The organism is Burkholderia sp. KBS0801 (assembly GCF_005937855.2).
Lineage (GTDB): Bacteria > Pseudomonadota > Gammaproteobacteria > Burkholderiales > Burkholderiaceae > Burkholderia > Burkholderia ambifaria.
Genome location: NZ_CP042178.1, coordinates 2,512,151 through 2,532,018, shown reverse-complemented (window position 1 = coordinate 2,532,018; position 19,868 = coordinate 2,512,151). Strand labels below are relative to the sequence as shown.

Annotated in this window: 14 protein-coding genes; 6 read left to right on the top strand and 8 right to left on the bottom strand. The window is 64.0% G+C overall.

Annotated features, from left to right (window positions below; genetic code table 11):
* Positions 1–67 precede the first annotated feature (67 nt).
* From FFI87_RS28235 to FFI87_RS28200, 8 genes are all read right to left on the bottom strand, one after another.
* Entirely contained in the window at positions 68–1,600 is a 1,533-nt protein-coding gene (locus FFI87_RS28235; RefSeq protein WP_138849916.1) for an amino acid permease, read from the bottom strand.
* 615 nt (positions 1,601–2,215) lie between these two features.
* Positions 2,216–3,700: an aminotransferase class V-fold PLP-dependent enzyme gene (locus tag FFI87_RS28230; protein WP_138849917.1), complete on the bottom strand. Its 1,485-nt coding sequence runs from the start codon at positions 3,698–3,700 to the stop codon at positions 2,216–2,218.
* Positions 3,701–3,951: 251 nt separating this feature from the next.
* The gene (locus FFI87_RS28225; protein WP_006752296.1) at positions 3,952–4,266 is read right to left on the bottom strand and encodes a TrfB-related DNA-binding protein; all 315 of its coding nucleotides are present in this window, start codon (positions 4,264–4,266) and stop codon (positions 3,952–3,954) included.
* Positions 4,267–4,284: 18 nt separating this feature from the next.
* Positions 4,285–4,542, bottom strand: coding sequence for a PAAR domain-containing protein (locus tag FFI87_RS28220; RefSeq protein ID WP_138849918.1), 258 nt, complete (start codon positions 4,540–4,542; stop codon positions 4,285–4,287).
* A complete protein-coding gene (locus tag FFI87_RS28215) occupies positions 4,521–5,729 on the bottom strand; it encodes a virulence factor (RefSeq protein ID WP_261378655.1) in 1,209 nt (402 codons plus the stop codon). The genes FFI87_RS28220 and FFI87_RS28215 overlap by 22 nt, the downstream gene beginning before the upstream one ends.
* Before the next feature lie 213 nt (positions 5,730–5,942).
* Positions 5,943–7,283, bottom strand: a complete 1,341-nt coding sequence (locus FFI87_RS28210) for a virulence factor (protein ID WP_138850263.1) — start codon at positions 7,281–7,283, stop codon at positions 5,943–5,945.
* A gap of 134 nt (positions 7,284–7,417) precedes the next feature.
* Positions 7,418–9,730 carry a hypothetical protein gene (locus FFI87_RS28205; RefSeq protein WP_138849919.1) on the bottom strand — a complete coding sequence of 771 codons (2,313 nt, stop codon included), beginning with the start codon at positions 9,728–9,730 and terminating at the stop codon, positions 7,418–7,420.
* An 18-nt stretch (positions 9,731–9,748) separates the two neighbouring features.
* On the bottom strand, positions 9,749–12,517 hold the full coding sequence (locus FFI87_RS28200) for a type VI secretion system Vgr family protein (protein WP_138850264.1): 2,769 nt from the start codon (positions 12,515–12,517) through the stop codon (positions 9,749–9,751).
* A 748-nt stretch (positions 12,518–13,265) separates the two neighbouring features.
* Here FFI87_RS28200 and FFI87_RS28195 point away from each other — a divergent pair.
* The 6 genes from FFI87_RS28195 (at position 13,266) to FFI87_RS28170 (ending at position 19,849) form a co-directional block, all read left to right on the top strand.
* Positions 13,266–14,516, top strand: coding sequence for an MFS transporter (locus tag FFI87_RS28195; protein ID WP_138849920.1), 1,251 nt, complete (start codon positions 13,266–13,268; stop codon positions 14,514–14,516).
* Between the two features lie 157 nt (positions 14,517–14,673).
* Positions 14,674–15,603: a LysR family transcriptional regulator gene (locus FFI87_RS28190; RefSeq protein ID WP_006752302.1), complete on the top strand. Its 930-nt coding sequence runs from the start codon at positions 14,674–14,676 to the stop codon at positions 15,601–15,603.
* A gap of 114 nt (positions 15,604–15,717) precedes the next feature.
* The gene (locus FFI87_RS28185; protein ID WP_138849921.1) at positions 15,718–16,212 is read left to right on the top strand and encodes a hydroxyquinol 1,2-dioxygenase; all 495 of its coding nucleotides are present in this window, start codon (positions 15,718–15,720) and stop codon (positions 16,210–16,212) included.
* A gap of 43 nt (positions 16,213–16,255) precedes the next feature.
* Positions 16,256–17,275 carry a hydroxyquinol 1,2-dioxygenase gene (locus FFI87_RS28180; RefSeq protein WP_138849922.1) on the top strand — a complete coding sequence of 340 codons (1,020 nt, stop codon included), beginning with the start codon at positions 16,256–16,258 and terminating at the stop codon, positions 17,273–17,275.
* A 32-nt stretch (positions 17,276–17,307) separates the two neighbouring features.
* Complete coding sequence (locus tag FFI87_RS28175) at positions 17,308–18,774, top strand: aldehyde dehydrogenase family protein (RefSeq protein WP_138849923.1); 1,467 nt, start codon at positions 17,308–17,310, stop codon at positions 18,772–18,774.
* A gap of 7 nt (positions 18,775–18,781) precedes the next feature.
* On the top strand, positions 18,782–19,849 hold the full coding sequence (locus FFI87_RS28170) for a maleylacetate reductase (protein WP_138849924.1): 1,068 nt from the start codon (positions 18,782–18,784) through the stop codon (positions 19,847–19,849).
* Positions 19,850–19,868: the final 19 nt, after the last annotated feature.

Here is a 19,868-nt window from a genome sequence, read left to right as displayed (position 1 = left end):
CCGGCTCGCCGTGTATGTGCGAGCCGGATTTTTTGCATTGTAATCCTACGTATAAGCCGCTATCGCTTCACACCGACGCATCGACGTTCGCCTCGAGTTCGCGAATGCGCGCGTCGTTGCGCGTGTCCTTGAGCACCGGCGGCCCCGCGAACGACTTGCGCACCCCGAAGCCGTACCAGATCACCATCAGCACGACCACGAACGCAACCAGCACGTAGAGCACCTTCTCGTTCGGCGGCTGGATGCCGACGTACGCGAGCACGCAGGCGCCCACCAGCCCGAGCAACGCGCACGGCTTCGACCAGATGCCGAGCTGGAACGGGCCTTTTTCGGTCCACGTGCGCCCTTCGGCGAGCATCCCGGAGCCGATCGGCATCGCATACGAGATGAACAGGAACACGGCGCTGCCCGCGCTCAACACCGAGAACGCGTCGCCGTACAGCGTGACGACGATCGCGAGCACAGCGCACGTCCAGATCGCGGGGCCGGGCGTCCGATGGTTGTGATTCACGCTGCGCAGCAGCTTCGACGCCGGCAGCCCGCCGTCGCGCGCAAACGCATACACCATGCGCGACGTCGACATGATCGCGGCGAGCCCGCACACGTAGTTGATGAAGAACATCGCGAGTTCGAGGCACACGCGCAAGGTCTTCGGAATCGGCGCGAGGATCGCTTCGAAGAAGCCGGTGCCCTGTTTCATCGCGGCCGTCAGGTCCGGCATGACCAGCACGAACGTGCATACCATCACGTAGCCGAACACCGCGGACCAGAACACCGAGCCGATGATGCCCCGCGGCACGTTCTTCGCCGCATCGTGGGTCTCTTCCGACGTGTGCGCGGACGCGTCGAAGCCCGTGATCGTGTAGGTCACCAGCAGCAGGCCGGACAGGAACGCGAGCGGCAGGGTCTGCTTCGGCCATGCGCCGCCGTCGACGCCCGTGAAGTTGGTGAAGGTGACGAGCCGATGCAGGTCGAACGCGACCGGCGAGTAGACCAGCAGCGACACGACCAGCGCGATCGTCACGACGAAGATCAGGTAGCCGGACAGGTCGGTGATCTTGCTCGCGATCTTGATGCCGCGGGCGTTCAGCATCGCCTGCGACAGCGTGATGACCGCGATGAACGCGGTCTGGTGCCACCACGTCAGGCTGTCCGAAGTGACGCCGAACATCGGGGCGATCAGCGTCTTGAAGAACGGATCGTAGGTGCCGAAATTGATCGCGGCGATCACGAAGATCAGGCCGATCAGGTTGAGCCACGCCGTCATCCACCCCCATTTCTTGCCGCCGAGGATGGCGCCCCAGTGATAGAGGCCGCCGGCGGTCGGGAACGCCGATGCGATCTGCGACATCGACACCGCGACGATCAGCGCGAACAGCGAGCCGAGCGGCCAGCCGAGGCCGATCGATGCGCCGCCGGCGGCGGAAAACGCGAGCTGAAACGCCGTGATGCCGCCCGACAGAATGCAGATCACCGAAAACGACACGGCGAAGTTCGAGAAGCCGCTCATGCGTCTCGACAGCTCCTGCGCATATCCCATCTTGTGGAGAAGGCTTACGTCACTGTCGGTGCCTGAGTCAGGCTGGATTTTCGCGTCCATGTTCGCTCCGTCACGAATGTCCTGCATGGCAGGACCGTCATCGCTGCCCGGGCCCGACATTGCGGCCCGCCCCTGGAATTCGTCGGCGGCACGCGACGTCATGGGTGAATGACACGTCGCTTTCCGGCCCGATGCTGGAACGGTATGAAGCCAAATCTCGCGGCGCTATCGGATTTCGGCAATGCACCGGAAACTCTGGGCGGATGCACCTTTCGGGGGCATCGGGCGGGCGGTTTTGCCGATGCGGCGTGGGTCGCCGATCGCCGTTACGTGATGGAGGGCAATGCGATGACGGCGGCCGGCGTGGCCGTGTCGGTTCGCGCGTCGCTTGCGGGGGGAATGCGTTGGCGGGTTCGGCGGCGGCGCGCCGCGCAACGTCGGCGCGCACATCGGCGCGGATGGATGGAGCGATGTGCACGACCGCACGGTTCGGATGGACCGCGCGTGCCGTTGCGACGCGCTGCCGCCCGGTGCGCTCGGAGACGTCGCGGCGCGCTACGGCGACGCGACGTCAGACTGGAGGGGCGCTACAACTGGAGCCGGCGAAGTAGCGGGAGAGAACTGGCGCGTCGCCCGACGACCACCGCGCTTCCAGCGCGGGAAACGGCGTTACGCTCAGGCCGTTGCCGTTCGTCGCGCCGTCAGCCGGTTCCACAGCATCCCGGAGCGGCTCCCGCTGCGGCAATACGCGAGCACGGGCTTCGGCAGCGCATCGACCAGCGCGCCGAACGCGTCGACTTCGGCATCGCCGATCCGGTCGCGTTCGACCGGCAGATAGCGCGCGTCGAGGCCGAGTTCGCGCGCGGCGGCCGCGATCTCGTCGAAGGCCGGCTGATCGGCGCCTTCGCCGTCCGGCCGGTTGCAGATCACCGCGCGAAAGCCTGCATTGCGGATCGCTTTCAGGTCCGCCGGCGTGATCTGTCGCGACGCGGTGAACCCGGTGGCGGCCGCGGCCCGGCATTGCTCGATCGCGCGCGCGAAACACGCGACCGCGAAATCGACGTCCTGCTCGGTCGTGAAGCGGCCGAAGCTGATGCGCACCGTGCGGCCGGCGGTTTCCGCATCGAGGCCGATCGCGGTCAGCACGTGGGACGGCGCGCCGCTGGTCGAGTTGCATGCCGAGGTCGACGACACGGCGAGCGAATCGCCGAGCATGAACGGGAAGAAGCCCGGCGTGTTCACCGTGAGGCTCAACGTGTGCGGGATGCGGCGCGCCGCTGCCGCGTTGTGCGTGATGTCGCCGAGCGCGAGCAGCGCGTCCTTCAGGCGCGCGCTGAGTGCCGCGATCCGCTCGGCTTCGCGCTCGAGCTTTTCGGCGGCCAGTTCGCACGCGGTGCCCATCCCGACGATCTGATGCGTCGCGAGCGTGCCCGAGCGCAGGCCGCGCTCGTGTCCGCCGCCGTGAATCTGCGGCGCGATGCGATCGGCGATGTCGCGGCGGACGAACAGCGCGCCGATACCCTTCGGGCCATACACCTTGTGCGCGGACATCGACAGCAGGTCGATGCCGAGCGCGCGCACGTCGATCGGCGTCTTGCCGAGCGCCTGCGCGGCGTCGACGTGCAGCAGCGCGCCCGCCGCATGCACGATGCGCGAGATCGCGCCGATGTCCGTCAGCGTGCCGAGCTCGTTGTTGACGAGCATCAGCGACACGAGGCCCGTATCGGGGCGGATCGCCGCGGCCACGGCGTCGACGGTGATTTCGCCGTCGGCGGTGGGGTTGAGGTAAGCGGCCGTCATCCCGCGCTTCGACAGGTTCGCCATCGTGTCGAGGATGGCCTTGTGTTCGATGCGGCTCGTGATCAGGTGGCGCTTGTCGGTCGCGGCTTCCGCGTAGCCCTTCAGCGCGAGGTTGTTCGATTCGGTGGCACCCGACGTCCAGATGATCTCGTCGGCGTGCGCGCCGATCAGTGCGGCAACCTGCGCGCGTGCGTGCTCGACTTTTTCCTTCGCCAGCCGGCCGGCGGCGTGCGAGCTCGACGCGGGATTGCCGAAGATGCCGTCGGCACCGAGGCAGGCCGTCATCTCTTCGATCACGCGGGGATCCGCAGGGGTGGTGGCCGCGTAGTCGAGGTAGTGCAGCGGGGTGGTATCGCTCATGTCCTTCTCTTCTCTTCGGAATGGGAGAAATGATACGAGGTCGGGTGGGGAAAAAGGATCCAAAAGGGGCTGAGAATTTAGCTGGATATGGAATATGGATCTATCTGAATCCGATATTGGGGGATGAATTTCTTTTCTTGGGGTGGCGGGCATCGGGGATTGGTCATACGGATGCCCCGCATCGCCCGGCGCGGCGTGTGGGCCCGCGTGTGACAAACCGAATGCCGTTAGCGCGTCGGCGCGCGAATCGGTCAGGCCGGCTCGTCTTGATCGGGCCGGTTCGATAAACGATGCGCGTCCTGCACCCATGCGTGCAGCGCGCGCTCGTATTTCGCCGGGATCGTGATCGTGACCGTGGTGAGGCGTGTGACGTTACCCGGCAGGTCCAGATACCGTTGCCACGCCTTGCGAACGAGCTGAGACATTGCCGAGCGGTTCATGCCCAGCTTCGCGGCCAGTTCACGCTGTGGGCGGCCCTTCACGAAAATCTCGTGCAGCGCCCACTGGTTCACCGGCTTGATTCGGGTATCCTGAAGCCGCAACAGCCGGAACTGTTCGGCGGTCATGCGTCGTATCTTCTGCATTCAAATTCGCCCCGAATTCGGAAGTGAAGAAATCAGTTTCGCGCCGCAGGTCGTCTCATGACCGTCGAACGCGGCGGCTTGGCCTTCAATGTTGAAGGCCGGGTCGCCTGCTGCAATCGTGCAGGCGCCGTGGATCGGACACGAGCAGGCGTCGCCAAAGCGCGCGACCGCGCGCCCCATGACCTTGCTGAATCCGGCTCCGGATTCGACTCGGCCGCCGTGGGTATGCATGTCGCCTACCCGGATAATTCCTCGCATATGACTCGTCCTCCGAATGATTCGTGTGGTGGTCGCGTGTTGCTCGCGCTGATCCGGCCGATCGCGAGCGCGACGTCGGTCAATGCGCTGCCCGTTCCCATGTCGCCGAGCAGGGCGGCGGTGTTGAATGTCTGCTTCTTGTGGTCGTATTCCGGCAGCGTTTCGGTCAGGGTTTGCGCGAGTGCGGCGACGCGTGACGACGCAGCATCGCTGCCGTGGCCTGCATCGTGAACGATGTAATTCAGGTCAGTGACCGCGACGCCGGCATTGCGTGCCGCTTCGGCGATGGTTGCCTTCCACGCTTGTACAGCGCGAGTCGTGCCGACCTGCGGCGCAAATGCTTTCGTGTCGCCGGCCGCGGCCTTGCCGATCCATGCGAGCGGCTCGCGCTCGGTGTTGAAGTTGGGGCCGGCGAGGAACAGCACGACAAGGTTCTCGTTGATCTGCGCATCCGTGGGCGGGAAGTTGGGGGCGTCCCAGTTCATCGCCCATACGGTCTTGTCGGGGTTCGCCTGCAAGTAATCCAGCGCCTTGTTCAGCGATGTAAAGCCGGCGTTCGCGCCGCCTTGCGTGATCTGAATATCGGGGGGAGTGTCGTGGCTCCACATCGTCGGGAAATGCGGATTGCCGATAGAAAACGTCTTCCGAATCGAGTCTTGCACGTAGCTTTGCGATTCGGCTGCATCAAGTCGATTCGGGATCGCAAGCTCAACATGAATGCCCGCGAGTTCCCGCCAGTCCTTTTTATAGCTGGGCGCGACCGTGTAGAAGTATTTGGGATTGGACGCATAGCGCGAGCTGAGCAGCAGAGGAAATTCGAACATGTACTTGCGGTAGAAACCTCTAAATGTTTCCTCGCCTTCGTTGCCGTACGCGATACCCGCTACCGACTGCAGGGTGGTAAAGGACTTCGGGTCGGTGCGGACCATATCGTCATTCTTGTTGGGAGCGGCAAGCCCCTGTGTCCACAACAATTGCCATTCGGTCGGATAGTCCATACGTTGCAACGGATTCAACCACATCAGGCCGACAACCTGCGCGACGAACGGCTTGGCCGGCTCTTCGGCTGATGACGATGAATTCTCTAACGCGCTGACAGGTGCGGCATGTACCGAGCGCGCGATGGCCGTGGTGAACAGGAACACCATGAGCGCAGCCAGGCTCGGTACGACAAAGAATCGTTTCATCCAATCTCCTATCTCCAAATGTGCCGGGCCGGTTTGTTCTACGTGCGCCATCAGCGAGGCCATGAGCACGGTGGCGATCAGCCATGTCGAAACGGTGACGCGTCGCGGCCGGGTAGTGATCAGTGCCTTCATACGAATCCCCCAGCCTTCAGATAAAACTCGCCTTCACGTTCGTCCGTGATCGTCGCTCATGCGTCTCGGCGCCGGTTTGCATCACCACGAATAGCCCTGCATGCCGTAATCGACATCGTGTCTGCGTCCCCACCACGGCAGGTATGCATTGTTTCCGCCGCGCGCGCGGAACCAGTCCTTGGTTGGGTCGATCGGCGTGAGCTTCGATGGCGGCCTGACGACGACGGCGACGGGGTGTTCAGGGTCGGTCGTGCCGGCGACCAATGCGTTACCGCCGAAGTGGTTGATCCGGCCGATCGCGAGCGCGACGTCGGTCAATGCGCTACCTGTTCCCATGTCGCCGAGCAGGGCGGCGGTGTTGAATGTCTGCTTCTTGTGATCGTATTCCGGCAGCGTTTCGGTCAAGGTTTGCGCGAGTGCGGCGACGCGTGATGACGCTGCATCGCTGCCGTGGCCTGCATCGTGAACGATGTAGTTGAGGTCAGTGACCGCGACACCCGCATTGCGTGCCGCTTGCGCGATGGTTGCCTTCCACGCCTGGACGGCGCGCGTCGTGCCGGCCTTCGGCGAGAACGCTTTCGTGTCGCCGGCCGCAGCCTTGCCGATCCATGCGAGCGGCTCGCGCTCGGTGTTGAAGTTGGGGCCGGCGAGGAACAGCACGACGAGGTTCTCGTTGATCTGCGCATCCGTGGGCGGGAAGTTCGGCGCGTCCCAGTTCATCGCCCATACGGTCTCGTCGGGGTTTGCCTGCAAGTAATCCAGCGCCTTGTTCAGCGATGTAAAGCCGGCGTTCGCGCCACCTTGCGTGATCTGGATATCAGGGGGCGTGTCGCGGCTCCAAAGCGTCTTGGGTGATGGTGGACCGATTTCGAAGCATTGGAGAAACTCATTGGTAAAGTACGTCTTCGCTTCGATCGGATCGAGCCTTGGAGGCAGCGCGAGCTCGATATGTATTCCGGCAAGCTCGCGCCAATCTTTGGGATTCTTCGATTTCACGGTGTAGAAATAGCTCGCGTTCGCGAAGTAGCGCGAACGCATCAACACGAGAAACTCGCTTACGTACTTGTGATAGAAACCCTTGAATGTTTCTTCGCCCTCGTTGCCGTATGCGATGCCAGCTACCGACTGCAGGGTGGTAAAGGACTTCGGGTCGGTGCGGACCATATCGTCATTCTTGTTGGGAGCGGCAAGCCCCTGTGTCCACAACAATTGCCATTCGGTCGGATAGTCCATACGTTGCAACGGATTCAACCACATCAGGCCCACAACCTGCGCGACGAACGGCTTGGCGGGCTCCTGGGCTGATGGTGATGAATTCTCTAGTGCATTGACAGGTGCGGCGTGTACAGAGCGCATGAGGGCTGTGGTGAACAGAAACACCATCAGCGCGGCCAGGCCAGGTACGGCAAACAATCGTTTCATCCAATCTCCTATTTCCAAATGTGCCGGGTCGGGTTGTTCGACATGCGCCATCAACGAGGCCATGAGCACGGTGGTGATGAGCCATGTCGAAACGGCGACGGCGACGCGTCGCGGCCAGGTAGCGATCAGTGCCTTCATACGAAACCCCCGGCCTTCAGATAAAACTCGCCTTCACGTTCATCCGTGATCGCCTCGGGAATCTTTCCTTCGCTATTCGTGGCATGCACCCATTCATGCATCGACATTCGATCAAGCGTTCCGTATTTAAAGTAATTGACGTACTTCTTGTTCGGATTGGTTTCGGGAATACCCTTCCCTATCCGCCAATCCGCCTCAATGCGCAGCGATTTGAGTTGTTCCTCCGTCAGGTAGCACAGGCCCACCGCAACGTCATACGCAAGCGCCTTCTCGGCATGCTCCGGATTGGTCATCGTCGTAGAGTGATTGGTCGGGCTATTCGTCGAACCACGATCGAGCCAGTCGACGATCTGCTTGTCGCGCCATTCTTTGTAGCCCTCCGGTATCGTGCTTTTGCCATCCTCACCAATTACGTGGCCGTCGCTATCAAACCATTCGGTGTTCAGCGTTCGACGCGCTTCCATCCGCATCAACGCGCGATCTTCATAGCGCTGTCCGGCTTCCGTTTCCGCTGTACCTTGCGCGACGCCATCCGCGTTCTTTGCGTTGTACTGGTCGTACGGATCGTCAGCCCGCTTGTCCGCATCGGTCTTGCTCGCGTCGCGCCATGCGGCTGGTGGATCGTTGCCTTCGTTGAAGTCGCTGACTGCGTCGCCATCTTTCGTTTCAACGGGCTTGCCGAATCGCAGCGCCTTCGGCGAAAACGGATCATCAAGTGCCGGCGCATCCGCAACCACGGTCCAGCCTTTCGGCGGATCGGCATTTACACGGAGCATGTTCAACGCCGAACTGATTCCGGTCACGACGAACATCAGGGGCGCTGTCACGAGCGTAGCGGCCACGCCCAACACAGATTCGTTACCCTTGATCGCACCGATCAGATTGAATTTCGCGGGCGGCGATGGCGGATACCAGAAGCCCGGCTTCGTTCCGTGCTTGCCATGCCGCCAATCGTCTTCCCAATACCGGTAGGGTTTCTGCACGCCGACCGGGAAACCCGATGCGAACACCCGCTGCGTCAGGATGCCTGCCGCACCAATATCCTCAAGTTCGTGCTTGCTGATCCCGCGCCATCCGATGCCTTGCACCGTCACCGCTGAAATCACCTGATCGTGCGGACAGCAATACGCGGTGACGCGCCCATACGTCGACCCATTCAAGCCGTGCCGCGCGCGATCCTCTTGCGCTGCATAGGAACGGTTGCTCGTGGGCGATACCCGCTCGTTTGCCATGTCCTCGTCGATCTTGTCCGCGGAAAGTTCGCATGCTGTGCGAGCGCCGATGATCGATAGAAACTTGCCGAGCGTCTTCGTGCGCGCAGCATAGGTCTGCCGTCCGCGATGACCGTTCGCGTCTTTCGTCGCGCGTTGCGACCATGTATCCATGAACGTGTCGGATTTATACGGGCCGTCCGCATTCGCCAGGCTATACGGCGCATTCGCCAGTACGTAGGCATCCGCCACGCAATGTCCGGTGCGTCCCCACGGATCTTCGACATCGGGGAACGCGTCGCCAAAGAACGCCGCCGTGAGGCCGACGATGTTGCCCTGGCTATGACACACGACGGTGATCGGTACATCAGCCTGCATGCGGCGAATCGACTCGATCAGCCTGGCCAGTCGCAACGCCGCGAGCACGCCGTACGCGCGAGGCGGCGCGCGGTACAGCGGCCGATTGGTTGGATTGATGCCCTGCACCGTCATCCATCCCATCGTTCGATCATCCAGACCGCCGTGCCAGAGATCGGGCAGGCTTGCACAACCGTTCGTGAACGGACCACCGCCCCAATAGTCCTTCTCGTTCAGGAATATCTTGTCGCCGTATTCCTTCAGTTCTGCTGCGGTCGCCCGATAACCCCATCGGAAATGAATGACAGGCGAAAACGATGGTTCGGGTTTGATGTAGTCACCGGACCAGAGCTTCGGATTCAAGTACCCATCCGGCGTCACGCTTTCCGTGTACTTCGCGGGCGTCAGCTGCCCCGCATCGACGCCGTGATACATCATCTGATCGTCCAGCCGCCCAAGCCTCCGATTCAGGCCTTTGCACAGTCCTTGCTCCGTTGCATCGAACCATTCGCCCTCCGAGTTCACGCCATGCACGAAGATCACGATGCCGGGCAACGGCAATTGCTTGATGCAGATCAGCGGCGTGTTCTTTGCAAACATCGTCACGCCTTCGCCGCGGCCGACGACGATCTGCGGCGGCGCCGGCCGCGGCGCAGGAACGTCGGGAGCATAGGCTTTCGTCGCAGGTTCGCCGCCAGGCGCGACCGCTACCGTCGCCGAATCAAGAAACGAATCGGTCATTCAAACTCCTGCGCATTCCTATACGTTTTTCTTGATGAACCGCACCGCCAGTCTCTCGAACTGGTCGGCATCGACGGCGGGCAGTTGGCCGTCCACGTCGCTCGACACATTCGACACCGGCCCGGATGGCTTTTGAACCTCGCCTTCGAATCCCGCCGCCGCGTGGCCGTCCGTCGCGCGGACCAGCTTTGGCACGCGGCCAAGCGTGTCCTGCGCGAATGTCGGCATGTCCGCGCTCATGTTCGCCGGACCATCCCACGCATGACCGGCCGATTTCACCGTGAAAGTGCCCGGGCAACCCAGCTCGATATCGCCGCCGCGCAGCCTGAGATACGCGCCACCGGACGTAACGAGCACGACTTCATCGCTCGCGGTGCCAACGAGCTTTCCGCCCGCCGCGGTCAATTGAATGTTCTTCGCCGAGTCGACGCGCGTATCGTCGTTCTGCGACTGGAGCGCGACCTTCCCCTGATTCGCGATCGCCGACACGCCGTCGCCGTGCGCAAACATCGCGACGCCGCGACCGGCATGCAGATTGATGCGCTCGCCGCTCGTGACCTGCACATGTTGCTGCGCGACCTGATCGATGTTCTCGCCCGCATGGATGACGTGCGTTTTGGGCGTGACGTGGAGCGCCCCGGACTGCGCGCCGAACGCGAGCAGCGCGCACGCATCGTCGGCCGCGCCGGCTTGGACGCCGCCGGGCGTCCAGTTACGGAACGCACTGGCGACGTTGTCCTGACCGCTGGTGTCGGCGGACTGCCCGCCGTGCTGGCCGGCGTAATCACCGAGCGATTTGAAGAGTTCGGCACATTGATCGAGCAGGCGAATCAGTTCATCGCGATCGAGCTGACCACCGGTGGCCCGTGTGCGCGCATAGGTCGACAGCAGGATGCCGCGGGCGGCACGCAACGCGGCGGCGGCATCGGTACGCAACTCCGCGCCTTCGCCGCGCGCCTCCCCATGTCCGTTTTCTCGCGGCTGCGTCAGATAGCCGAGATTCAATTCGGTATGCGCATGTTCGCTCGCCAACTGCGCCGAGATTTGCGACGGCGTGTCGTCCAGACGAAGCTGGTTATAACGCCTGCCGTTGATTTCCTTGGTCTTGATGCCGGAAAGGAAACGGTTGCCGGGAAGCGCGCCGGTATGGCTGAAGGTCGCAGGCGGGTTCGCGGCATTGCTCAGGACGCCGATGATGACCAGCCGGTCCGGGTCGCCTGCAAGACATCCCAACAGGACTTCCATGCCGACGCGGGGCAGGAAGAGCGTCCCGAAGTTGCCGCCCGCCAGATTTGCCCCAACGCGAATGGGTGCGCTGTCACCGGCCCGGCCGTTCGTTCCGGCGCCTTGCGCGTGCGCATGATCGGCCGGATCGTAACCATGAATCCGCACGCGCACGCGGCCGGCGCTGTCGCAAGACACTTCCTCGCCCTGCGTGCCGACGATCGTGCCGGTCAGCAGGTGAGCCGGCGGCACATCGATCTTCGGATCGTAGGCGGGTTTGAGCGGCACGCCGCGCCGCACGCACGTGAAGCGGTTCTCGTAGCGCGTGTCCGCTTGTTCGGCAACATCGGCAGGCGTCGGCCCACCGGTTTGCGCCAGGTTACGGCTCGCCGCGAAGAGTCCCTGCGTCCGACTTGCGAGCTGCGTTGGCAAGTTGTTGTGGATGTCGTGTCGAACCGACGTGACGACGAACCGACGATGCTCGATCGGCTTCATATCCAGCTCCGGGTCGCCCGTCAGCGTGAACCAGTGGCCAACCGGCAAATCGCGCACGTTGCTGATCCCGTCGTATCGCTCGGCTTCGAACTGGTGAGCCAGTATCCGGTCGCGCGTGATGCGGTCGTGATCGTTCCACGAATCGCCGACATGCGGGATGTCGATCGCGACGTCGCTCAGCAGGTGTGCCAGATCGTTTCCCGATTCACCCTGATGGAGGCTGGTGACGGCCATGGAATCGTCGATACGCGCCGTCTTGTAGTCCCACGACGGACGGCGGACCTTGCCGGACGACAGGCGCTGGCGGTGCGCAAAGAGCGTCACCGTGTCGCGCTGCGCAGCGCCCGCATCGCGAGGGTGAAGGCGCAGCGCACCGGCCGGTGCCTCCTTCAAACAATGCGGATCGTCGCAAAATACGAGCGTGTGAACCGGCGGCTCGTCGGTCATGCCGTGCACGCGTCCGACCGGCTCAGCCTTCGCGAAGACCGTGATGCCTTCCCGGCGCAGCAGACGCCGGATGAAGCGCGCGTCCGATTCGTTGACCTGCCGCGTGAGCTCGCGCACCGGATAGCGATCGGCCTGCAGCCCGGACAGGTCGAAATCGAATGCGCGCGCGAGTGCGTAGCTGCGCTGTTTCCATTCGTTCATCAGCGTCGTGAGGATTTCCGTCACGCTGCGCGAGCGGAACACGCGGGCGTTCGTGCGGCCCTCCATCAACGACAGCGCGTCACACACCTGCAACTGATAGACGGTCAGCTCGCCGTCGGATTGACCGGTCCGCACTTCGCGCACGATCGCATTGATCGCGCGTACGCCGCCCCGATCGGTCGTCACACGAACCGACACGGGCAGGCCGAGAAACAGCGCAGGCGACAGATGGTCGTGGGTGGACACGCAGGTCAGCTGCCCTTCGATTCCGGACATCAGCCCTTCGGAGATATCGGCGTGATGGAGCGCCAGCAGATGGCCGACCGCGCGTTGCGCGCGCCCGAAATGGAGATCGACTGGCCGCGGGTTTCCGTCAATCAGACCAGACGCAAAATTACGGAGCGTTTTTGCTATCGATATCACGCTAATCTCATTGCTAGGTTTCAGAATTCAGATTTATATGAAATTGAATATCGGTATGGTTAAGCACGGGAATCCGCTAAATCGCGCGGCGGAGATTAGCAAGTTTTTCTGGATCCGAGAATGTATTTTTATTTTGGGATTGTGCGATTTATCTTTAAGAAACAGTATTTTGCGTTTGTCGTGATTTGTTTGTTTTTTTTAAAGTCTTATTTCCGGATGCGATTGATGCTGTCTCGACGATCGTTCGGTCAGCTGCGGGGTGCGATCAGCTGATTTTGTCCGATTATTGCAGGCGTGTATTTTAAAAAACTCGATTTGTCAGACATAAAGGCGGGCGACTGCGTGTTGCAGTATCGGAAAAGATGCGAACGGGATCGCTACTCGTGCCTGCGCAGGCAATGTGCGGGGAACGCATGATGTCTATGAGGGATTCCCCCGTAACACGCCGGTGAACGCCACGTCGACGCCCATGGCCCTTCTCCCGGCGCTTTTCCGCCGACGCTTCCCACCCCCCGGCTCCCGATTATTTGCGTTTCGCGAATGGCGCGTTCGCCGGTTGTTCCATACCCGATCGGCGGCCCCGCACCTATCGTTCGGGCGTCGGCTGATTGAATTCGACGCCTGCCACCGGAAAGGCGGCCGCCACTTCCTCGCGACTCGCGTCGCATCGCACACAAGACAACGGACCTGGCTTCATGCACCGACGCTGCGGCGCGTGCACGCGGACCAATCCACGGAGACAGACATGAAAGCAAACGAGTGGGATACCTCCTATGAGTGGAAGGCGGTGACGCTGCTGGCGCTCGGCTTCGGGCTGGTCGGCCTCGACCGCTGGCTCATCGCGCCGCTGTTCCCGTCGATCATGAAGGACCTGCACCTGACCGCGCAGGACGTCGGCAACTGCATCGGCGTGCTTGGGCTGTCTTGGGGCATTTTCGCGGCGCTGATGGGCGGCATCTCCGACAAGATCGGCCGCCGCAAGGTGCTGATCCCCGCCATCGTCGCGTTCTCGCTGCTGTCCGGCTTCTCGGGGCTCGCGGGCGGGCTGCTCGGCCTGATCGCGATCCGCGGGCTGATGGGCGTGGCCGAGGGTTCGTTCTGCCCGACCAGCTTTGCCGCGACCGCCGACGCTTCGCATCCGCGGCGGCGCGGCCTGAACCTCGGGCTGCAGCAAAGCGGCTTCGCGCTGTTCGGGCTGGCGCTGTCGCCGATCATCGCGACCCAGTTGCTCAACGTCGTGTCGTGGCGCTGGGTGTTCGCGCTGGTGGCCCTTCCGGGGCTGATCCTCGGCGCGATCATGTTCTTCGTGATCCGCGAACCGAAGCGCACCAAGGAGGTCGTGTCGGAACATGCGCCGGCCTCGCTCGGCCATGTGCTCAGGAGCCGTAACATCCTCGTCGCGATGGCCGCGCTCTGTTGCGCGATGACCGGCGTGTTCGTGCTCGGCGCGCTGCTGCCGCTGTACCTGACGGACTACCTGTCGCTCGGCACGCAGAAGATGGGCCTGGTAGTGTCGGCGATCGGCTTCGGCGGCTTTCTCGGGCAGTTCGGGCTGCCGGGCCTGTCCGACCTGGTGGGGCGCCGCCTCGCAAGCATCGTCGGCTTCGCCGGCACGGCGGTGATGCTCTACATTTTCCGTGGGCTCGGCCCGCAGCCGTTCGCACTGTTCGGCGTCCTGTTCGTCGCGTCGTTCTTCACGCTCGGGCTGGTGTCGCTGCTGTCGGGTCCGGTCGCGACCGAAGCCGCGCCCGTCGGCCTCGTGTCGACGTCGATCGGCGTGGTGGTCGGCTGCGGCGAGATCTTCGGCGGCGGCATCGCGCCGGCTCTGGGCGGCTACGTCGCCGCGCACTTCGGGATCCAGAACATTCTGTGGCTGCCGATGATTGCGGTGCTGCTCGGCATCGTGGTCAGCATGCTGCTGCGGGAAACTGCACCGGCCGTGCTGCAGCGCCGCGTGGGCGTGCAGCCGGAGCTGACTACGGGCGAGCAGCCGTAACATGCGGCTCGGTCGCACCCGCACCTGTACCCGCACCTGCGCCCGGCGGCCTGCGAGATTGACACCTGCCGGGTGACAGTGTGACGCTTTGCGCATGCTCCAACGGGCCGGCAGGTGCGGTTAGACTGGCGGTTTCGCTTCCCGGAAAAGGCGCCGCATGGACCGCTTTCTGAGCATCGAGGCATTCGTCAGGGTCGCGGAGGCGAGCAGTTTTGCGGAAGCGGCGCGCCAGCTTGGCGTCACGAGTTCGGTCGTGACGAACCGCATCCAGCAACTGGAGAAGTTCGTCAACGCGCCGCTGTTCCATCGCAGCACGCGGCACGTGCGGCTGTCCGACGTGGGCGAGACCTTCTACCGCGAATGCGCGGAGGTGGTCGGGCGCGTCAACGAGCTGACCGACCAGATGCGCGAACTGCGCGCGACCCCGACCGGGCGGCTGCGTATCCAGATGCTGCCCGGCTTCGCGCTCGATCACTTCGGCGTGCCGCTCGCCGAATTCAATCGGCGCTACCCGGGCATCCAGCTCGACATCATCGTCAACGACCGTGTGGTGGACCCTGTCGAAGAAGGGTTCGACATCGCGTTCCAGATCTTCCCGCCGATTTCCGAATCGCTGATCGAGCGGCGCCTGTTCGTGGTCCGACGCCTCTTCTGCGCGTCGCCCGCGTATCTCGACGCGCATGGTGCGCCACAACATCCGCGCGAATTGCTGCAGCACACGACGGCGCTGTATTCGGGTTATCCATCGCGCAACCGCTGGACGATGACGCGCGGCGACGAGGTCGTCGAAATGGAATTGCCCGGCATGATCCGCTCGAACTCCGTGCATTTGCTGCGCGAGTATGCGCTGACGGGCGGCGGTGTCGTGTGCCTGCCCACGCTGGTCGCGAGCGAGGCGCTCGTCGCGGGCCGGCTGGTGCCCATCCTCACCGACTTCCAGATCGCGCCGCTGAGCTTCGCGGCCGTCTATCCCGCAACGCAGCGACAGGCGTTGAAGGTGAAAGCGCTGGTCGAATTCCTCGCCGAATACATCGGCGACGAGTCGCCGTGGGACCGTCCGCTGCTGGAGCGCGGCTGGGTCCGCTGAGCCGGGCGATTATTCGCGAAACGCAAATGCCGTAGTCGCGCTCCGTTGCCTTGTTGAGGGGCGCCCTTGCCCCTAGAGTTGAATCCAACAAGCGGTACAACTCAGGAGACAGCAATGACCGACACGGCATTCCACACCGTCTTTGGCTCGCTCGACAGCTACACCAAGGGCGAGATCGAAATCACCAGCGGCAGCGCGCAGCACTACGCCTTCTCGAACGTGTTCGAGGTGGCATCCAAGTCGGCCCCCTACGAGAAAGTCGTCGCCGGCAAGAACCTCGAATACGTGATCGAAGTGCTGCGCACCGACGGCGAGTCGCCGTGGTTCGCATGCGCGCACGACGAGTTCGCGATCCAGATGGACGGCGAAGTCAGCATCGAATTCATCAAGCTCGACAACCCGCCGACCACCGGCCGCGGCACCGTGAGCGCCGGCACGCAGCCGGCGGGCCGCGAGATGGGCTACGTCGTCCTGCGCAAGGGGCATCAGGCGCTGCTGCCGGCCGGATGCGCGTATCGGTTCGCCGCCGACAAGCCGGGCGTCGCGCTCGTGCAGACCGTGCTCGGCGAACTGTCCGTCGAGAAGTGGCCCGACATCTGCCTGCACTGACCGATCCGACCGCCCCCCATTCGACTATTCCTGGAGACACGTGATGGCCACCCTCGAGACCCTCGATCTTTCCGCAGGCTTTGCCGCCGATCTGGTGCAAGCCACCGAAGCCGATGCCGTCACCGGCTACCGCCGCTTCCTGCTCGGCGCGTTCGCGTTCCAGCGCGACGAGTACTTCGTGAAAATCAGCTGGCCGGCGAAGGGCAGCACACGCACGCATGCGATCCCCGCGGACGCGTTTTTGCGCGCGATGATGCGCGACGTGGCGTGGGGCTTCTTCTACGGCTGGGTGAATTTCGATCACGTGTTCGGCACGCGCAATCACTACGGCAAGGTGGACGTCTATGCCGGCACATTCAACGGAATCCTGAAGGAAGCCGGCGTCGACTACACCGAGACCTTCGAAACGCCGACGATCATGGCGACCTTCAAGGCGATGCTGCACGACTGGACCAACGAAGGCTTCGACCCGTTCGCGGCGCCCGAGGAAACCGGCACGGCATTCGGCCGCAAGCATGGCGAGAACGGCGCGGCGATCGAACGCACGCGCATCGCGACGCGCTGCATGCCGGGCCTCGAAGGCGACTCGCCGCTGCGCGACGAACTGCCGGTCAACCGCGCGTTCCGCGACGTCGGCCAGGACGAGCCCGAGGTGCATGTGAAGCCCGGCTTCGAAGGCGAGCTGCACGCGTTCAACCTGTTCAAGTACCTGTCGCGCTCGGACGTGACGTGGAATCCGTCGGTCACTTCCGTATGCGGGCGCAGCCTGTTCTGCCCGACCACCGAGGAATTCATCCTGCCGGTGTTCCATGGCAACGACCGCGTCGAATGGTTTCTGCAACTGTCCGACGAAATCGTGTGGGACATCGGCGACAAGAACACCGGCGCGCCGCGCGCACGCATCACGATGCGGGCCGGCGACATCTGCGCGATGCCCGCCGACATCCGGCACCAGGGTTACTCGACGAAGCGTTCGATGCTGCTGGTCTGGGAAAACGCGACGCCGGACCTTCCGCAGCGATACGAGAGCGGCGAGCTTGCGCCGTATCCGATCGAATTCTAAGCAGCGCATGCGCGCGATACCGAGGACGATTCATGCAAACCCAACTCTTCATCGACGGCCGCTTCGTTGACGCCGTCGAGCGCGGCACGATCGACGTGCTCAATCCGCACGACGGCTCGCTGATCACGACGATCGCCGCCGCCACCGCGGCGGACGTTGACCTGGCCGTGGAAGCGGCCACCCGCGCGTTCCCGAAGTGGTCGGCCATGCCGGCGGCCGAACGTGGCCGGCTGCTGCTGCGTCTGGCCGACGCGATCGAAGCCAACGCGGAGGAACTCGCGCAGCTCGAATCGCTGGACACCGGCCACCCGATCCGCGATTCGCGCGCGCTCGACGTGCCGCGCACGGCAGGATGCTTCCGCTACTTCGGCGGGATGGCCGACAAGCTGCAGGGCTCGGTGATTCCGGTCGAAACCGGCTTCCTGAACTACGTGCAGCGCTCGCCGATCGGCGTCGTCGGCCAGATCGTGCCGTGGAATTTCCCGCTGATGTTCACGAGCTGGAAGATGGGCCCGGCGCTGGCCGCAGGCAACACGGTGGTGCTCAAGCCGTCGGAGATCACGCCGCTGTCGACGCTGCGTATCGTCGAGCTGATGGCCGAGGTCGGGTTCCCGGCCGGTGTCGTCAACATCGTCCCCGGTTACGGGCATACGGCGGGCCAGCGGCTTGCCGAACATCCGGGTGTCGGGAAGATCGCGTTCACCGGTTCGACGGCGACGGGCCGCCGGATCGTCGACGCATCGCAGGGCAACCTGAAGCGCGTGCAGCTGGAGCTGGGCGGCAAGGGCGCGAACATTGTGTTCGACGATGCGAACCTCGACGCCGCCATCAACGGCGCCGCGTGGGCGATCTTCCACAACCAGGGGCAGGCGTGTATCGCGGGTTCGCGTCTCGTGCTGCACGAACGCATCGCCGACGCATTCCTCGAGCGCTTCGTGTCGCTGGCGTCGTCGATCCGTGTCGGCAATCCGCTGGACCCGGACACCGAGATGGGGCCGCTCACGTCGAAGCAGCACCTCGACCGCGTCCTGTCGTTCGTCGACGTCGCGCGCGAGCAGGGTGGCCGTGTGCTCGCGGGTGGCAGCGTGCCGCAGGATGCGGCGCTCGCCAACGGCTACTACGTGCGCCCGACGGTCATCGAAGCGAAGAGCGCGGCCGATCGCGTCGCGCAGGAGGAAGTGTTCGGCCCGTTCGTCACCGTGCTGCGCTTCGGCAGCGACGACGAAGCGCTGTCGATCGCCAACGCGACCGAATACGGGCTCGGCAGCGGCCTGTGGACCAACGATCTGTCCCGCGCGCACAGGATGGCAGCGCGCATCGACGCGGGCATGTGCTGGATCAACTGCTACAAGCGCGTCAATCCGGGCAGCCCGTTCGGCGGCGTCGGCCAGTCGGGCTACGGCCGCGAGATGGGTTTCGAGGCAATGCACGACTACACGGAAGCGCGCTCGGTGTGGGTCAACGTCGACGGCAACGTGCCGCCGCACTTCAAGCGCTGAGGCCGAGATGGAGCGCTTCGTCTATCAGGGAACGCCGTCGCGCGTCGTGTTCGAATGGGGCGCGCTCGAGCGGCTGCCCGACGAGTTGTCCGCGCTCGGCGCGCACCGCGCGCTGATTCTGTCGACACCCGAGCAGCAGCCGCTCGCCGAACGCGTCAGCGGCGTGCTCGGTGAGCGGGCCGCCGGCGTATGCGCGCAGGCCGTGATGCACGTGCCGATCGAGGTGGCCCGTGCCGCGCGCGAGATGGCGGCCGAGCTGGGCGCGGACTGCTGCATCGCGATCGGCGGCGGCTCGACGATCGGGCTCGGCAAGGCGATCGCGCTCGAATCGTCGCTGCCTATCCTCGCCGTGCCGACGACTTACGCGGGCTCGGAGATGACGCCGATCTACGGGCTCACGGAAGGCCGGCTGAAGCGCACCGGGCGCGATGCGCGCGTGCTGCCGCGTACGGTGCTCTACGACCCGTCGCTGACGTTGTCGCTGCCGCCGGGGATTTCCGCGGCGTCCGGCGTCAACGCGATGGCGCATGCGGTCGAAGCGCTCTATGCGGAAGATGCGAACCCGGTGATCAGCCTGATGGCCGAGGAGTCGATTCGTGCGCTCGGCGACGCGCTGCCGGTCATCGTGCGCGCGCCGGACGACCGCGAGATGCGCAGCCGCGCGTTGTATGGCGCATGGCTTGCCGGCACGTGTCTCGGCGCGGTCGGCATGGCGCTGCACCATAAGCTCTGTCATACGCTCGGCGGCACCTTCAACCTGCCGCACGCGCAGACACACGCCGCGATGTTGCCGCATACCGCCCACTACAACCATGCCGCGGCGCCCGACGCGCTGCGCCGGGTCGCGCGGGCGCTGGGCGGCACCGACGCGGCCGACGCCGGCCCGCTGTTGTTCCGGCTGAATCGGCAGCTCGGCCTGTCGGCGGCGCTGGCCGATATCGGGATGCCGGAAGCGGGCCTCGACGAAGCCGCCGACCTCGCATGCCGGAACCCATACGCGAATCCGCAGCCGATCGAACGCGCGCCGATTCGCGAATTGCTTCAGCGTGCGTGGCAAGGGCACGCGCCGCGGTGAGCGGCCGGCCGCATCCAAG

Excerpts from the sequence above, each read along its gene's own strand:
- FFI87_RS28235 (WP_138849916.1), bottom strand. The coding sequence starts at position 1,600 with ATGGACGCGAAAATCCAGCCTGACTCAGGCACCGACAGTGACGTAAGC.
- FFI87_RS28230 (WP_138849917.1), bottom strand. The coding sequence starts at position 3,700 with ATGAGCGATACCACCCCGCTGCACTACCTCGACTACGCGGCCACCACC.
- FFI87_RS28225 (WP_006752296.1), bottom strand. The coding sequence starts at position 4,266 with ATGACCGCCGAACAGTTCCGGCTGTTGCGGCTTCAGGATACCCGAATC.
- FFI87_RS28220 (WP_138849918.1), bottom strand. The coding sequence starts at position 4,542 with ATGCGAGGAATTATCCGGGTAGGCGACATGCATACCCACGGCGGCCGA.
- FFI87_RS28215 (WP_261378655.1), bottom strand. The coding sequence starts at position 5,729 with ATGAAACGATTCTTTGTCGTACCGAGCCTGGCTGCGCTCATGGTGTTC.
- FFI87_RS28210 (WP_138850263.1), bottom strand. The coding sequence starts at position 7,283 with ATGAAACGATTGTTTGCCGTACCTGGCCTGGCCGCGCTGATGGTGTTT.
- FFI87_RS28205 (WP_138849919.1), bottom strand. The coding sequence starts at position 9,730 with ATGACCGATTCGTTTCTTGATTCGGCGACGGTAGCGGTCGCGCCTGGC.
- FFI87_RS28195 (WP_138849920.1), top strand. The coding sequence starts at position 13,266 with ATGAAAGCAAACGAGTGGGATACCTCCTATGAGTGGAAGGCGGTGACG.
- FFI87_RS28190 (WP_006752302.1), top strand. The coding sequence starts at position 14,674 with ATGGACCGCTTTCTGAGCATCGAGGCATTCGTCAGGGTCGCGGAGGCG.
- FFI87_RS28185 (WP_138849921.1), top strand. The coding sequence starts at position 15,718 with ATGACCGACACGGCATTCCACACCGTCTTTGGCTCGCTCGACAGCTAC.
- FFI87_RS28180 (WP_138849922.1), top strand. The coding sequence starts at position 16,256 with ATGGCCACCCTCGAGACCCTCGATCTTTCCGCAGGCTTTGCCGCCGAT.
- FFI87_RS28175 (WP_138849923.1), top strand. The coding sequence starts at position 17,308 with ATGCAAACCCAACTCTTCATCGACGGCCGCTTCGTTGACGCCGTCGAG.
- FFI87_RS28170 (WP_138849924.1), top strand. The coding sequence starts at position 18,782 with ATGGAGCGCTTCGTCTATCAGGGAACGCCGTCGCGCGTCGTGTTCGAA.